Genomic DNA, 15,776 nt, shown 5'->3' on the forward strand with positions numbered 1-15,776 from the left:
GAAAAGAATTCCTATTTTATATCGATTTGGAGAGCTTTGATGAGTCAATTTAAATCTTCTGCTCCTGTTTTCGATTTCATCGAAGAGGAGCGGGAAGACTGTCTGTTTCTGTGTCCCAAAGGGCATTTCAACCATTCGACAATGCCGCTTATCCGGAAACGGCTCTACGAGCATTGTTGCGAAGATGGTTGCAGGATTGTCATGTGCATGAAGGATGTTGATTTGATTGACAGCTCCGGTTTGGGAGTCATGGTACATGCCCATAAATACTGTGATAAATATGGCGGAATGATTGTTTTTAGTGATTTCAGCGAAAATATTGATAAGAATATGCGGATGCTGAGTATGGATAAATATCTTAATTTTTGCCCTGATTTTCAATCTGCTTTAGAAATGTTTGGCTAACAGTCTTTTCTCGATTCTTTCTACCTCTGTTTTTTATCCTGATTCCATTTTCAGAAAATTTATAATTAGTTTGCGCAATTATTGGCATTCATAATGCAATATTCGACGCATGACTAACATAAAGGATAAGATTGATCGTATTGGACTAGGGGCCAATGCGTTGAAGTTAAAGGAAAAGTTTGAGGGACAAAATTCTGACGCTTCGCGCAGCCTTGATGCCGTTGTTAATCAGGCTTTTGACGCAAAGTTTGATTTTATCGAACGGCAGAAGGGCGAGTACAATATTTTTGCAATTAAGGGACGTGTCAGCAGTGTTACTGCCAAGTTTTTTAAAGATAAGATTTACAGTGCAGCCGGGGAAGACGGTTGCAAGATAATTGTAAACCTTGGAGAATCATCTTTGATTGACAGCGTCGGCCTTGGAGTACTTATTAATACTCACAAGAAGGCAGATCGTAGTGGCGGTATGGTTGTTTTTACCAGTGTACCTGAAAGAATCATGAAAAATCTTCAAATGCTTTACATGGATCGTTATCTTCATTTCGCCCCGGATATGAAGACCGCCGCGAAGATGATGAACTGGTAATTCCAGTCTATTATAATCAAAAAGCCCGGTACTGATATTCAGTGCCGGGCTTTTGTGTTTGGTATGATTTTTTTAGTCGTGCTTATGCGGGATTCCGAGCAGTTCGCGTTTGGCCCTGCCGCGTTCATAGATCCATTTCTGGTAGGAATCCATGTAGGTGTAGAATACAGGGGTCAAGTAAAGTGTAACCACCTGTGAGAGGATCAAGCCGCCCACAATTGCCAGCCCCATAGGCTGGCGGGCTTGTGCACCGGCACCGAGTCCCAGAGCAATAGGCATTGCCCCGGCAATAGCCGCGATAGTGGTCATCATGATCGGACGGAATCTTTCCAGCGATCCTTTCATTGCCGCTTCAGCAGGGGAGAGGTTCTCCTTCTCTTCTGCCTCAAGTGCGAAGTCAACGACCATGATGGCGTTCTTCTTGACGATACCGATGAGCATAATGACCCCTACGATACCGAAGAGGTCGAGGTCCTTGCCGAACAGGGTCAAGGTAAGCAGACCTCCGATTGCAGCGGATGGCAGACCGGAGATAATGGTTATGGGGTGGATGTAGCTTTCATAGAGAATTCCCAGAATCATGAAAATGACGAAGACCGCGATGGCCAGCAGGAAGTATACGCTGGACATGGATTTCTGGAATTCGTCAGCCGTACCTTCGAAGTTGGAGACAACGGTGTCCGGCAGGGTGTTCAAGGCCAGTTCGTTGATTGCTGCTGTTGCATCACTAAGCGAATAACCGGGGGCTATGTTGAATGAGTAGGTTACGGAGGGCAGCATACCGGTATGGTTAACCTGCATGGGGCCGGGGCGTTCCTCAAAACTGGCGATGGAATCCATCCTGATCAGATCGCCGTTTTTGTTGGCAACGTGCAGTTTCATTAGATCGCGCGGGTCCCGCTGGTTGTATGGCAGGACCTGCAGGATTACCCAGTACTGGTCCGTGTCACCGTAGATGGTCGAGACTTTACGTTCCGAGTATGCAGAGTTGAGAGTGTTTTCAATATCATGTGCGCTTACTCCATAGTAGGATGCTTTGTCGCGGTCTATCTTTACCCACATCTCCGGGTTCTGGTCCAGAAGGTCGGATGTCAGGCCTGTCAGGAAAGGAATCTGGCGCATCTGCATTTCAAACTTGGGCGCAAGTGAGAACAGCTCCTGCTGATCCGGGGCCTGTACCGTGTATTGGTAGAGGTTCTTGGTGGACTTGGCAGAGAGTCTGATCATTGGCGGGTTCTGAATCCAGACCATGATTCCCGGTTCATTGTTGAGTTTGTACATGAGGTTGCGGGCCACTTCATCCGCTGTCAGCTCACGTTCGCCCGGCGGAACCAGCATGGGGAAAACATAACCCTGGTTCTGGATCGGTGCGCCTGCAACAGTGATTACGCTGCGGATGTTGGGATCTTCCATGAGCAACGGTTCAAGCTTTTTTACATGATCTTTCATGTCATTATAAGAGATGCCCTGCTTTGCCTGCGCAAATCCCTGACAATAGCTCATGTCATCCGTGGGCAGGAAGCCTTTTGGGATAACCATGAAAAAGTGAATTGTCGCCAGCAGGATAAGCCCGGCAGCAGCCATAGTCCACGCCCGGTGACGCATGACGAAATGCAGGGAGCGGTCATACATGCGCAGCAGGAAATCAAAGATCGGATCGGATTCCGAAAGTTTACTTCCCGGTTTAAGGATGCGGCTGGCCAGCATGGGGGTCATGGTTAGTGAAACTACACCCGAGGCAAGGATAGCCACGGTAATTGTCATGGCGAATTCATGCAGGATTCGACCGATGATCCCGGACATATACATCAGCGGTATAAATACAACCGCCAGAGAAAGGGTCATCGAGATGATAGTGAAAGTGATCTGCTTTGCGCCGTCCAGTGCTGCCTGATATGGTTTCTTACCCATTTCCAGATGGCGGACGATATTCTCAATCATGACTACCGCATCATCGACAACGAATCCGACCGAGAGGGTCAGCGCCAGTAGTGAAAGGGTATCCAGAGAATAGTCCAGCACATACATGATAGCGAAGGTAAAAATGATGGATACCGGAACCGCCACCGAGGCAATGATTGTTGCCGAGAAGTTCTTCAGGAAGAAGAAAATAACGCAGATAACAAAAATGATGGCTAGAATCAGGGTTTCCTGAACGTCATTGACCGCTTCCTCAATGGGGATGGAACGGTCGTATAGGACTTTCATTTGAATACCCGCGGGAATCTGGTCCCGGATGGTGGGCAGCATTTCCTGAATTGTCTTGCAGACTTCGATGGTGTTGGAACCGGGCTGTTTCTGGATAGCGATAACTATACCGCGTTTGCCGTCAATCCATGATCCTGATTTGTCCGACTGAACGGAGTTGACAACTTCGCCTATCTCCGAAAGACGGACTGTCCTGCCGTCGTCGGATTCGAAGATCATGGGCATGAATTCTTCTGCACTCTCCAGTTGTCCGGTGGCTTCGAGAGTCACTGTCTGCTTTTTATTATTAAGCGTTCCTACAGGTTCTTTGACGTTCTGGGATGAGATAGCCTGCCTGATGTCATCAATATTCATTCCGCGTGCAGCAAGTTTTTCGGGATTCACCCTTACACGCACCGCAAGCTTGGATTCACCGTAAACCTGTACTTTTGAGACACCATTGACCATGGAAATAGAGTCGGTAAGAAATGTCGTGGTATACTGGTTAACTTTATAAAGAGGTAGGGAGTCGGACCAGATTGCCATATAAAGCACCGGATCGTCAGCCGGGTTTACCTTTTCGTAGTAAGGCTGCTGCGGCAAATCTGTCGGAAGATCTCCGCTGGCTCGGGATATGGCTGCCTGAGTATCAGAAGCAGCACCGTCTATGTCACGGTCGAGGTCAAATTGTAGTGTAATTAGAGTTTGTCCCTGTGAGTTTACGGAACTCATGGAACGCAAGCCGGGGGTGGAGGTAAATTCTTTTTCCAGGGGCGTAGCCACGGAAGAAGCCATGGTTGAGGGGCTTGCCCCGGGCAGTGTTGCAGTTACCTGCAAAGTCGGAAATTCAACTGCCGGAAGGTAGCTGACCGGAAGGCGCAGGTAACCGACGATCCCGAAGAATACCATACCAATCACAACCAGCGAGGTCATGACAGGGCGTTTGATGAATAGTTCAGTAATATTCATAACTATTCACCGTTTGTGGATTGGCTGTTTGTTGTAGCATTTCCACTGTTTTTTATTTTAATGGCCGCTCCGGGGTATAATCTGAGTTGGCCGTCAGCAATGACGGTTTCATCGTCTTTCAGCCCGCTGCTGATAATATCCAGTTTTCCTGATCTGCGGTCAACGGTGATGGGCCGCATATCCACGGTGTTGTTGCTGTTTGCAATCCATACAAATTTACCTTCAGGTCCGGTGCAGGTGGCTTCCATCGGAATCCGTATTACGTCTTCGTCGAAAAGTTTTAAGCGAATATCCACATAATTACCGGGCCACAAGGTTCGGTTTGTATTTTCAAAACTGCCCTGCATCCAGATTGTCCCGGTCTTTGTGTCTACATTATTATCAATGAAGGTCAGCTCGCCGACTTCAGGCTCATCGCGACCTTCGGAGATGGCAAGAACTTGAAGGGTGCTGTTTGCAGAGTACTTTTGAACCTCAGCAAGATATTTTTGGGGGAGGTAGAAGTTCACAGCAATGGGAGAAATCTTGTTGATGACCACGAGTTCATCTTTGTTCTCTTCAATAAGATTACCTTCGGTGGGATTTACGTAACCGGCAAGACCGTCAATGGGTGAGCGGATAAAGCAATAATTGAGGTCGTTCTTAGCATCGTTGAGTTTGGCCTGAGTTACCGCAATTGCATCACTTGCGGTTTTCATATCCAGACGTTTTTCTTCAAAGTCTTCTTCACTGACAACTTTACGGCGAACCAGGTCGCGGTAGCGGTTGTAATCTTTTTTGGCCTGCTCATATTTGGTTATGTCGGAGGCGAGTTCGGCTTTGAGCTGTCCGATGGATGCTTCGTAAGGAGATGGGTCCATTGTAAATAGCTGTTGTCCTGCGGTTACACTTTGTCCATTTTTAATGAATATTTTACTTAAGTATCCGGTGACTCTTGAACGGACTGTGATAGTGTCTACGGCTTTAACCGTACCTATTGCAGTGAGATAATACGGAGTATTCTTTAATTTAGTCTTGGCAGTGGTGACCGGAGCAGGCGGATATCCGCCGGCTGTTTTTTTATCGTCCTTACATGCGCTTAGCAGTGTGCATGCAAATAGGATAATAAGAATACGGGTCAGGGTGGTTGGTAAAAGCTGTAACGATGAATTGTGAATGCGGGACATCTATGAAATCTCCTTACTACTGATAATATGTTTATAATGTAGCTTAAATTTTTTTTATTTTAAAGCTGTGGACACTTGAAAATTGCAGATTTCAAAAAAACATATATGAATTTATTTACATAATAACTTGATTTTTAATTACATAGCATGCAAGTAGAAAATGATTTTTGTGACGAATGTTACAATGTTTAATTTGTCATTTAGAAAATAATATTTAGCTCTTTTTATATATGACTACAGCAAATACTGTAAAAATTGACTATGTTGACGGTGTCCGCTTCAGAAGGGGAGTTGTGGCCGCTGCTAGCAAACTTATAGCCAATTCCCCACATCTTGATGCTATCAATGTCTTTCCGGTTCCCGATGGTGATACCGGGGCCAATATGGCCGGGACTATGCGCAGCATTGTCAGTTCTACTGGTAAATCCGTGGAACGTTCCATCGAAAAAATGACCGCACTCATCGCGGAATCAGCATTGGACGGCGCCAAAGGTAACTCCGGTGCCATTCTGGCCCAGTTCCTGTGCGGTTTTGCCGAGGGTGTTAAAGATATGCCCAAGCTTTCGCCGGCTGATTTTGCTCAGGCTGCTTCCATGGCAGCCAAGCGTTCCTGCGAAGCGATTTCCGATCCTAAGGACGGAACTATTCTCAGCGTTATCCGCGATTGGGCTGCACACTTGCACGCCAACAGCGACAACTATCGTGATTTTCATCACCTGCTTTCAGATTCGCTTGAATATGCTCGTAATTCAGCCAAATGCACCACAGAAAAGATGGCTGTGCTCAAAGCAGCCGGTGTTGTTGATGCTGGCGCACAGGGTTTTGTTTACCTACTGGAAGGCATTGTAGATCTGCTTGAGAATGGAAAAATCGAAAGAAGTTTTCTGCCTGATTCCCGTAACTCAAAATCCTTTACAAATGTGCAGGGTAAGGTTGCGGTTGAGGCCCTTGATTTCCGTTTCTGTACAGAGTTCCTTATTAAAGGTGAGAACATTGACCGTAAGGCCATTCGTGATTCCATCTTTGAAATGGGTGACAGTCTGATCGTTGCCGGAACTCCCGGATCGGTTAAGATTCACATTCACACCAATGAACCCGACGCTGTGGAAGCTGTTATTAAAGGTTACGGCGAAGTAGCTAAGCGTAAGGTGGACGACATGCTGGTTCAGCATAAGCGTCTGCTGGCTGATGGCCGCCGGGTCGGTATCCTTACTGACAGCACGTGCGATCTCCCAGATGAGATTCTGGAAGAGTTCGACATCCGCGTTGTTCCCATGCGTCTTACTCTGGATGAACAGGAGTTCATTGACCGGGTAACCCTGAGTTCAAGTGAATTTTACAAAATGCTCCCCGACACCAAGCGTGCGCTCTCTTCTCAGCCGTCTCCCGGTGATATGAAACGTGCTTACGCCAAGGTTGCTTCTGATTATGAAGATGTTGTTTCTCTTCATGTCGGTAAAGTTCTCAGCGGGACATTCCAGAATGCTCTTACTGTGAGCAATCCTTTTGATAATGTTTCTGCAATCGACAGTAAGAAGCTTTCCATTGCGCTTGGTCTGCCTGTTCTTGAAGCTGCCCGTGCTGCCAAGAATGGTGCGACTGCTGCTGAAGTCCGCAGGGTTGCCGACCGGGCCGTGGAGAACGTTAAGATATTTGTTACCATCGACTGTCTTGATTACGCTGTCCGTGGAGGGCGCCTGAGCAAGGGACAGGGAATGATCGCAAAGGCTCTGAACATCAAGCCCATCCTGCAGTTTGCAGGGGAGGGGCAGCCTAAGGTTGTTGCCAAGTCTTTCGGCATTAAGCGTCAGGAAGATGCCTTGATTAAACTGGTTAATGATAATGCGTACGGTCGTGGCAATTTCAGATATGCTATTTCTCATGCTGATACTCCTGAAACAGCTGAAAGGTTCAGGAAGGTTCTTAAAGATCAGTTTGGTGCCGAGCCGGAGTTCATTGTTGAAGCTTCTCCCGTATTGGGAATTCACAGTGGGCCGGGGGCATGTGCGGTGGCTTTTCTCACTGACGAATAGCCCTGATCTGGTAATAGATTTGTAGATGGGAGCAGGTTTCGACCTGCTCCTTTTTTTTTGTCAAAAGTTTGGAGGAGGCTATCATTTATGATGATAGAGGCATGGCCTCCGGGTGTAGATTGTTTGATCAATCAATAAATTTACAACAATGGCAAAGCTGTTTTTTCTGCATGTCATATGCTGTTGGTGGAAGCAGCCTTGCAAATAAAGGGCTGTGGTCATTGTGGGGCAGCTTAAAGTTTGGAGCCCTCGTGGTTTTATGCGTTTAAAATTCGTTGAAAATCTCAAAAACTCGAAAAAAGATATTTAATTTTATTTTTAACGGAAAAATATTTGTCTTTTTTGTATATTTATTTCACATGCTCAATTAAAAGTGTTATAGGTTGCCTAAGACTGAGAAAGCCCGTGGTTGCGCAAATTTTTAAATTTGTGAGCTGTAGTATTTTGTGGCTGAAATCGGACTATTTTGCATCGTCGGTAAATCTGTTTCTCAATTGTACATAAATGGAAAAACAGGGTTAATTCCTTGACTTTTCTTCGTTTTAGGCTATAAAAGTCTTTCATTCCTGAATTCCGGGCGATTTTAACGCGAGCTTAAAGAATGGCGGTCGTAATCACGAATTTACGCGTTTTTTTACTGTTGCGACCGGTTCTGAACTTATAAACGGTACAGGTGTTTGGAGTTAAGCATTATGGCGATGATTGAAATTAAGAATCTCCACAAGTGGTACGGGGATTTTCATGTTTTAAAAGGTATCAATGACCATGTAGATAAAGGTGAGGTACTTGTTATCTGTGGGCCGAGCGGCTCCGGTAAGAGTACCTTCATTCGCTGTATCAACAGGCTTGAAGATTACCAGAAAGGGACTATTACTTTTGACGATAAGGACATTCTTGACAAGAGTGTAAATATCAATGAGCTGCGTGCTGAAATCGGCATTGTTTTTCAGCAGTTCAACCTTTACCCCCACCTGACCGTTCTGGATAACGTAACCCTCGCCCCTTTGAAAGTGCGCAATGTTCCCAAGGCGGAAGCAGAAGAGACTGCCCTTTACCTTCTTGATAGGGTTGGTATTCACGATCAGGCTCATAAGTATCCCGCAGAACTCTCCGGCGGTCAGCAGCAGCGTGTTGCGATTGCAAGGGCTTTGGCAATGAAGCCTAAAGCAATGCTTTTTGACGAACCCACATCCGCACTCGACCCGGAAATGATCAACGAAGTTCTCAATGTAATGAAAGACCTTGCCCGCGAGGGCATGACCATGCTTTGCGTGACCCACGAAATGGGTTTTGCACGTGAAGTTGCAGACCGCGTAATCTTCATGGATGGCGGTGAAGTTATTGAACAGGCTCCTCCAGAGGAGTTTTTCAGTAATCCCAAACACGAAAGAGCCAAGATGTTCTTGAAGGAGATATTGTAATTGTCGCACTTGCCGGCGATTTTGGTAGGTAACCTTAAATTTTTCAGGAGGAACCTGATGAGAAGACTCTCTATTATTGTAGCTATGGTTTTGGCGATGGCACTTTGCGCATCTGTCGCAATGGCCGACAAACTGCAGGAAGTTAAAGCACGCGGCGTGCTGATGTGCGGTGTTAAAGATGCGGTTGTACCTTTCGGTTACATCGATGAAGACACCAAGAAGCTCGTCGGTCTGGATATCGACATCTGCAAATTTATCGCTAAAGAACTGGGTGTGAAGGCTGAATTCAAGCCCGTAACTTCCGCCACCCGTATCCCCATGGTTGTTCAGGGTTCCATCGACCTCGCAGCTGCTACCATGACCCACAAAATCGCTCGTGACGACACCATCGACTTTTCCATCACCTACTTTATGGATGGTCAGAAGCTGCTCGTTAAAAAAGGTTCCGGCATCAATACCGTTGCTGACCTGAAAGGCAAAAAAGTCGGTACTGCAAAAGGTTCCACCTCCGAGCAGAATATCCTGGCTGCACAGCCCGATTGTAAGGTTCTGTCCTTCGAAGGTTACCCTCAGGCAATGCTCGCACTCAAGCAGGGTAAAGTTAAAGCGGTTACCACCGACTCTACCATCCTTCTCGGTCTCAAAAACTCTGATCCCAACCCTGAAAAGTGGGAAATCGTAGGTGACTACATTTCTCCCGAACCTTACGGTCTCGGTCTGCCTGAAAACGAGTCCAACTTCCGTGATGCAGTTAACGTTGCTCTGATCAAAATGTGGAAGTCCGGCGAATACAAAAAGACCTACAACAAATGGTTCGGTCCTGATACCAAGTACTACCTGCCTCTGACCTGGAACATGGAAGTTTGGCCCTAAGCCGACAGCTTGAGGTTTTAGTTCTGTAAGATAACGGGAAGGCCGTGTACGCACGGTCTTCCCGAAAACAACGGATAGATGTTTTGAATTATCAGTTTGATTGGAATCTGGTTCTTAGCGGACAGTACGGGCAGTGGATTATCGACGGGGTTAAGGTTACCTTACAGATTTCTGCAGTATCCATCGTATTTACGATGCTACTTGGTACTATTGTCGCAGTTATGCGCATGTCAAAGGTCAAGCCCCTAGAATGGTTCAGCTTTGCGTTTGTAGAATTTTTCCGTAATACACCATTGCTGATCCAGATATTTTTCTGGTATTTCGGTTCATATTCCATACTGCCTGATGCTGTGAATGAATGGCTTTATGATCATGATTTCGAATTTGCAGCAGGGGTTATATCCCTGACTGTGTATACCGCCGCTTTTGTGGCTGAGGAAATCAGGGCCGGAATTAACTCCATTCCCAAGAATCAGCTGGAAGCGTCCCGTGCGACCGGGCTTTCTTTTCTGCAGGCCTACCGCTATGTAATTCTGCCGCAGGCTTTCAGGATTATTGTACCCCCTCTTATTTCACAGTCGCTGAACCTTATTAAAAACTCGTCACTGGTCATGACAATCGGGGTTATGGATCTCACTTACATGGCCCGCCAGATTGAGTCCTACACTTTCCATGGATTCGAGGCCTTTACCGTGGCGACCGTTATCTATCTGTGTATCTCTTTGATCGTGTCACTTATGATCAACATGTATAATAAGCATTTCCTGCTGCAAATTAAATACTAGGAGTGGCGTCTCGTGCAATGGGATGTAGTTTGGAACAACTTTGATTATTTTCTCTGGGGCGCCTTTCCTGATGGACCCATCGGCGGTCTGGCTGCCAGTATTATTCTGGCTATGCTTGGTATTTTCGGTGCTTTCTGGATCGGTCTTGCAGCTGGTTTGATGCGTCTTTCCCGCAACAGAGCCATTAAGTCTATATCTGTTATATATATTGAGGTCATACGCGGTGTTCCGCTCTTGATGCTTATTTTCTGGTTTTATTTTCTGGCTCCGGTCGTACTTGGTAGATCCCTGCCGGAATTCCACTGTGCCTTGATTGCGTTTATTGTTTTTACCGGCGCATACATCGGTGAAATCGTTAAAGCCGGTGTTCAGGCACTACCCAGAGGACAGATGGAAGCTGCAAGGGGAACCGGCCTGTCTCATGTCCAGGCCATGCGTTATGTTATTCTTCCGCAGGCATTGCGAAATATGATTCCGTCCTTCGTGAACCAGTTCGTATCCCTGACGAAAGATACCTCGCTGGCTTACATTATTGGCGTTAATGAACTGACCAGGACCGCGACCCAGGTTAACAACAGAACCCTGTCCGCGCCTACTGAGATCTTCATCGCTATTGCGCTCCTGTACTTCATTGTCTGTTACGTACTCACTTGGTCCAGCCGTCGTATGGAAGCACATATGGCTAAATATCAGGCTAGAGACCGCTAGCAGTAAATAAATTTGCTTGATCAAGGCTCCTGCTTCATCTGAAGCAGGAGTCTTTTTTTATGGGTGGAGCGTACTGAGATGGAAAATGCGATTTTGATGTTTTAAATGTAACTTTATTTTGACCGGAATTTCATAATCGCTTAGTGTCGTTCTAATGGGAAGTATGCTCTTGTTTCAAAACAGTTTTGGAAACTGTAGCTGATGCAGGGGGACATTATTTAATTTCAGCCGGGAGGCGGACATGGACAAAATCGATAAACTTGCTTCGTATATTGACCACACTTTGTTAAACGTATCGGCGGTCCCAGCTGACATTGAACTGCTTTGCAAAGAGGCAATCGAATTTGATTTTGCGTCTGTTTGCGTCCATCCTTCCTACATAGCCCTTGCGGCGGAAATGTTGTCAGGTGAAAACCCCATCGTCTGTTCCGTGGTCGGTTTTCCCTCCGGCTCGACTTTGCCGGAAGTTAAGATGCTTGAAGCCATGCGCGCAGTAGGAAAGGGTGCTCAGGAATTAGATATGGTGGTCAACATAGGTGCATTGAAGGCAGGGGACCGTAAAGCTTTTATGCATGATATTTTGATGACCGTTGAAGGGGCCGATGGTGTTCCGGTGAAAGCAATAATCGAAACCGGTTTGCTTGATGATGACCAGAAGAAACTCGCCTGCGATCTGGCGGTGACAGCTGGGGCTTCTTTTGTTAAGACCTGCACCGGATTTGCTCCCGGTTGTGCCTGTTCGGAAGATATTAAACTTATGCGTGCTGTCGTCGGTGATAGCGCAGGCGTTAAGGCCAGCGGGGGCATCAAAACCTATGAACAGGCTGTAGAGCTCATAGAAGCTGGTGCAAGTAGGATCGGCACATCGTCGTCTCTTGCAATAATGAGGAGATAGTTTTTGTCTGGGAAAGTAGAACTTATGGCCGTGGCTAAGCCCGGTGATATCGAAAAAAAGTCTTTTGAAATTATTGATTCCGAAGTCCCTGAGCCACGCAGGTTTTCCGGCATTAAGTGGCAGATCACACGGCGTATGGTTCATACTACCGCTGATTTTGAGCTTATTGATCTGGTGCGTTTTCATTCAAGTGCTGTTGAATCAGGTCTTGATTCACTTCGTTTAGGGTGCACCATTGCCACCGATACTGAAATGGCCCGTTGCGGCATTCCATTACGCCGGATGACTCCCTTGAGTTGCAATGTTCGTTGTCTGATGAATGATGCTGACGTAATTGCTGCTGCCAAACGTAATTCTACTACGCGGGCTCATGCAGCCATGGAACTTGCTGCTGATACCATTCAGCCTGAAATCCATGTGATCGGGAATGCTCCGACTGCATTGATCCGGCTTGTGCAGCTTGTGGAGGAGGGCCGGATGATCCCGCCCGCTTTGGTTGTAGGGATGCCTGTGGGGTTTGTTAATGCTGCTGAATCAAAGGCTATGCTCATGAGTTCTGCTTCGATACCATATATCAGTATTGAGGGCCGTAAGGGCGGTTCTGCATTGGCTGCATGTGTCATAAATGCATTAGCCGAAGTTGTTCTTGATGAGCGGGAATTGTCCGGAGATATATAGTTTTTTCGGGATATTCTTATGATTTTTTGTTGTAATAAATTATTAATTATAGACTTTAAAAGCTAATTGTGAAAACACTGTTCAAAGGTAATCCTTTTGTTGTTCGAGTGATAATGAATTTCCCGGTGCGATAAAGTATGTCTGAAAATAAGACTGTTCCCAAAAGATCTTTTTTAAAATTCAAAAAAGGTGAGAGGTCCATTTCCCGTGATCTTTCCGCCTGTCTTGTCTTTGCTTTGGCTGTTATTATTGCACTGGTTACGGCTTATGAGTATTTTGGACGTTCTAAAATGCTGCGTCAGGAGTTTGAAGATAAAGCCGATAACTATATCGAACAGCTTGCCAAGTCTGTTACTTTTCCTATCTGGAACTTCGATATGGGATCGCTTAAGCATGTCTGTAGCGCGTATACCCAGAATGAGCAGTTTTCCAAGCTGAAGATTGTCGATATGAACGGCGAAGTGCTGTTTAATTTTGTGCGGCCGGGCGAAGCTGATGATAATCCCATCGTCCGCGAGCGTGATCTCTATATTTCAAAAGAAAAGATCGGCTCCATCCGTATGGAACTGACCAGCAGAATTTACCGGCGCAATCTTGATTGGATTCTGTTTGTCTCCAGCCTTACCTTCCTTACTTCTGTTGCGGTCATCTACATAATTACAGGATTTTTAATAGATTACTTTATCCGTAATCCCATAGCCCGTCTGCGGAAGGGGATGGACAAAGTTGCCATGGGTGACTTTTCCGATCGATTTGATGAATTTCAATATATCGAGCTGCTCGAAATAGGGTCCCGCTTTAACCGCATGACCGAAGAGATTGCCAGTCGTGAGAGTAGACTGGAGGAGATCAATAAACTTCTGCAGGGTGAAATTCATATGCGCGAAAAGGCCGCTCAGTCGCTTGTGAAAAGTGAAAAACGGTATCGAGCATTGGTGGAAACAACTTCAGAAGGCTTCTTCATGATTGATGAGTCGTTGATTCTGCTTGATGTTAACCCTGCTTTCTGCACCATGATCGGCCTCAGCCGGGAAGATATGCTCGGGGTTGATATCGGTGCCGTTCTTGGGGAGCTTGCGGCTGATAGATTTCGTGCTGACGGGAGTATCGGGCATCGTTTTGAAATCAGCTTTGCGAACAGCAATGGCCGTGAAGTGGATATTTTCATCAATGCTACCAATCTGTTTGAAATTGAGAATGTTAAGCTTACTTTCGCATTCGTGACTGACGTTTCCAGTTTCAAGATGATGGAAAAGGCTCTTCGTGCTTCCGAAGAGGAATACCGCACCATCGCGGAATATACTTTTGACTGGGAAATGTGGATTGGTCCTACGGGAGCCGTAAAATACGTAAGTCCGTCGTGCGAGCGAATATCCGGTTACCCAAAAGCCTATTTTATGGAAGGACCTGTCCGTGTGGAGCATATTCTTCACAAGAACGATCGTGAGTTCTGGTTGCAGGCTTTGCGGGGAAGTTTTCCTTCTCCGGATGGAACAGACATGCGTCTTTTCCGCCGTGACGGTCTGTTGCGCTGGGTCTCCCTGACCGGGCATCAGGTTTTTGCTGACGATGGTACATCTCTCGGGTTGAGGATCTCGTTGCGGGATATTACAAAGCGTAAATTCATGGAAAAACAGTTACAGTATGAAGCCTTGCATGATCCATTGACCGGATTGGCAAACAGGACGTTATGCTGTGATAGAATTCTTCAGGCTGTGGAACGCTCTCGTCGCCGGGATAATTATTATTTTGCTGTCATCTTTATGGATCTGGATCGTTTCAAAATTATTAACGATAGTCTTGGACACAATATAGGTGACAAACTTCTGGTGGAAGTTTCCAAACGGCTGCTGCAAACAATTCGTGAATTGGATACGGTTTCCCGCTTTGGTGGAGATGAGTTCATTGTGGTTCTTGAGGAACTGGCTTCTCCGCGTGAAGGTATCCGAATTGTTCGTCGTATCAGGGATTGCTTAAACGGGCCTGCAATCATTGAAGGGCATAAGGTCAACATTGCAGCCAGTTATGGAGTTCTCCTCAGTCCTACTGAATACGATAAACCTGAAGAGATTATCCAGAACGCCAACGTTGCTATGCATCAGGCAAAGGAATCCGGGCGTGACAGGATTAAAGTATTTAATAAGAGGATGCTGGAAGAGGCTGTTCAGGCCATGCAGCTTGAGAGCGACCTGCGTGCAGCCATGCTTGCCGGGGATGAATTGTATCTCGATTACCAGCCGATTTATTCTTTGCTAGACCAGAGTGTTGTCGGGTTTGAGGCTTTGATCCGTTGGAAGCACCCTAACCGTGGCTTGGTTATGCCTGGTGAATTTATTCCCATGGCAGAAGAGTCAGGACTTATTTTCGAGCTGGGCAGCTGGGTTATTACTGAAGCCTGCCGCCAGATGAAGAGTTGGCAGACATCTTATGACAAGGCATCTGACATGCTCATGTCGATCAATATTTCACCGCGCCAGTTTTCACAGCCTGCGCTTGTCGATAATATCCTTTCCAAGTTGAGTGAATTTGATCTTCCGGCATCAAACCTCAAGGTTGAAATTACTGAGACCGCGATTATGGAACGGGCCAAGCAGTCTGTTGATATGCTAAATAGGCTTAAGTCAGCTGGTGTGCTGGTTTCCATTGATGATTTCGGTACTGGGTATTCCTCCATGAGTAACCTTCAGGAATTCCCACTTGATCAGCTCAAGATTGATTTAAGTTTTGTACGTAAAATGAATGAATCTTCCGAGAACCTTGAAATCGTCAAGGCGATTATAAACCTTGCTCATAACCTCGGGTTGAATGTGGTAGCAGAAGGTGTTGAAGAGATTGAACAGCAGGATGTACTGCGCGGACTCGGTTGTGAATTTGGACAGGGATATCTGTTCTCTCGGCCGATCAGCCGCATGACAGTAGAGTCTTTTTTTAAGGAAGATATTGAATTAAGTTCATAACGAATTTTTGTGCAAAAAAAATACATATAATGCAAAATGTCTATCTTCTCATGCAGTGTTCATGTGTGAGTGGGTAATGTTCTGTATTTTGATAGATAGAAATAAGGGTCGGC

General features: G+C 46.2%; 12 protein-coding genes. 10 read left to right on the top strand and 2 right to left on the bottom strand.

Annotated features, from left to right (window positions below; all coding sequences use genetic code 11):
- Positions 1-39: 39 nt before the first annotated feature.
- Positions 40-405 (top strand): STAS domain-containing protein, encoded by a 366-nt coding sequence (locus ACNI29_RS15905; protein ID WP_419779356.1) that lies wholly within the window; start codon positions 40-42, stop codon positions 403-405.
- 109 nt (positions 406-514) lie between these two features.
- Positions 515-991, top strand: a complete 477-nt coding sequence (locus ACNI29_RS15910; protein WP_419779357.1) for an STAS domain-containing protein — start codon at positions 515-517, stop codon at positions 989-991.
- 72 nt (positions 992-1,063) lie between these two features.
- On the opposite strand, the gene ACNI29_RS15915 is transcribed toward ACNI29_RS15910, so the two are convergent.
- Together ACNI29_RS15915 and ACNI29_RS15920 are read right to left on the bottom strand one after the other, a co-directional pair.
- Entirely contained in the window at positions 1,064-4,147 is a 3,084-nt protein-coding gene (locus ACNI29_RS15915) for an efflux RND transporter permease subunit (protein ID WP_419779358.1), read from the bottom strand.
- A 2-nt stretch (positions 4,148-4,149) separates the two neighbouring features.
- Positions 4,150-5,313, bottom strand: a complete 1,164-nt coding sequence (locus ACNI29_RS15920; RefSeq protein ID WP_419779359.1) for an efflux RND transporter periplasmic adaptor subunit — start codon at positions 5,311-5,313, stop codon at positions 4,150-4,152.
- Positions 5,314-5,543: 230 nt separating this feature from the next.
- Between ACNI29_RS15920 and ACNI29_RS15925 the strand changes: the two genes are divergently transcribed.
- From ACNI29_RS15925 to ACNI29_RS15960, 8 genes are all read left to right on the top strand, one after another.
- Positions 5,544-7,346: a DAK2 domain-containing protein gene (locus ACNI29_RS15925; protein WP_419779360.1), complete on the top strand. Its 1,803-nt coding sequence runs from the start codon at positions 5,544-5,546 to the stop codon at positions 7,344-7,346.
- A gap of 692 nt (positions 7,347-8,038) precedes the next feature.
- Positions 8,039-8,767 carry an amino acid ABC transporter ATP-binding protein gene (locus ACNI29_RS15930; protein WP_419779361.1) on the top strand — a complete coding sequence of 243 codons (729 nt, stop codon included), beginning with the start codon at positions 8,039-8,041 and terminating at the stop codon, positions 8,765-8,767.
- Between the two features lie 57 nt (positions 8,768-8,824).
- The gene (locus ACNI29_RS15935; RefSeq protein WP_419779362.1) at positions 8,825-9,640 is read left to right on the top strand and encodes an ABC transporter substrate-binding protein; all 816 of its coding nucleotides are present in this window, start codon (positions 8,825-8,827) and stop codon (positions 9,638-9,640) included.
- An 83-nt stretch (positions 9,641-9,723) separates the two neighbouring features.
- On the top strand, positions 9,724-10,425 hold the full coding sequence (locus ACNI29_RS15940; protein ID WP_419779363.1) for an amino acid ABC transporter permease: 702 nt from the start codon (positions 9,724-9,726) through the stop codon (positions 10,423-10,425).
- 12 nt (positions 10,426-10,437) lie between these two features.
- Positions 10,438-11,133 carry an amino acid ABC transporter permease gene (locus ACNI29_RS15945; protein ID WP_419779364.1) on the top strand — a complete coding sequence of 232 codons (696 nt, stop codon included), beginning with the start codon at positions 10,438-10,440 and terminating at the stop codon, positions 11,131-11,133.
- 241 nt (positions 11,134-11,374) lie between these two features.
- Positions 11,375-12,028, top strand: coding sequence for a deoxyribose-phosphate aldolase (deoC, locus tag ACNI29_RS15950; RefSeq protein WP_419779365.1), 654 nt, complete (start codon positions 11,375-11,377; stop codon positions 12,026-12,028).
- A 3-nt stretch (positions 12,029-12,031) separates the two neighbouring features.
- Positions 12,032-12,706 carry a precorrin-8X methylmutase gene (locus tag ACNI29_RS15955; RefSeq protein WP_419779366.1) on the top strand — a complete coding sequence of 225 codons (675 nt, stop codon included), beginning with the start codon at positions 12,032-12,034 and terminating at the stop codon, positions 12,704-12,706.
- Between the two features lie 137 nt (positions 12,707-12,843).
- Positions 12,844-15,663 (top strand): EAL domain-containing protein, encoded by a 2,820-nt coding sequence (locus ACNI29_RS15960; RefSeq protein ID WP_419779367.1) that lies wholly within the window; start codon positions 12,844-12,846, stop codon positions 15,661-15,663.
- The last annotated feature ends 113 nt before the right edge of the window (positions 15,664-15,776 follow it).

Source organism: Maridesulfovibrio spiralis (SeqCode), assembly GCF_048571135.1.
Classification (GTDB): domain Bacteria; phylum Desulfobacterota; class Desulfovibrionia; order Desulfovibrionales; family Desulfovibrionaceae; genus Maridesulfovibrio; species Maridesulfovibrio spiralis.

What these genes read in the sequence shown, in the direction of transcription:
- ACNI29_RS15905 (WP_419779356.1), top strand. Translation starts at nt 40, where the DNA reads ATGAGTCAATTTAAATCTTCTGCTCCTGTTTTCGATTTCATCGAAGAG.
- ACNI29_RS15910 (WP_419779357.1), top strand. Translation starts at nt 515, where the DNA reads ATGACTAACATAAAGGATAAGATTGATCGTATTGGACTAGGGGCCAAT.
- ACNI29_RS15915 (WP_419779358.1), bottom strand. Translation starts at nt 4,147, where the DNA reads ATGAATATTACTGAACTATTCATCAAACGCCCTGTCATGACCTCGCTG.
- ACNI29_RS15920 (WP_419779359.1), bottom strand. Translation starts at nt 5,313, where the DNA reads ATGTCCCGCATTCACAATTCATCGTTACAGCTTTTACCAACCACCCTG.
- ACNI29_RS15925 (WP_419779360.1), top strand. Translation starts at nt 5,544, where the DNA reads ATGACTACAGCAAATACTGTAAAAATTGACTATGTTGACGGTGTCCGC.
- ACNI29_RS15930 (WP_419779361.1), top strand. Translation starts at nt 8,039, where the DNA reads ATGGCGATGATTGAAATTAAGAATCTCCACAAGTGGTACGGGGATTTT.
- ACNI29_RS15935 (WP_419779362.1), top strand. Translation starts at nt 8,825, where the DNA reads ATGAGAAGACTCTCTATTATTGTAGCTATGGTTTTGGCGATGGCACTT.
- deoC (WP_419779365.1), top strand. Translation starts at nt 11,375, where the DNA reads ATGGACAAAATCGATAAACTTGCTTCGTATATTGACCACACTTTGTTA.
- ACNI29_RS15960 (WP_419779367.1), top strand. Translation starts at nt 12,844, where the DNA reads ATGTCTGAAAATAAGACTGTTCCCAAAAGATCTTTTTTAAAATTCAAA.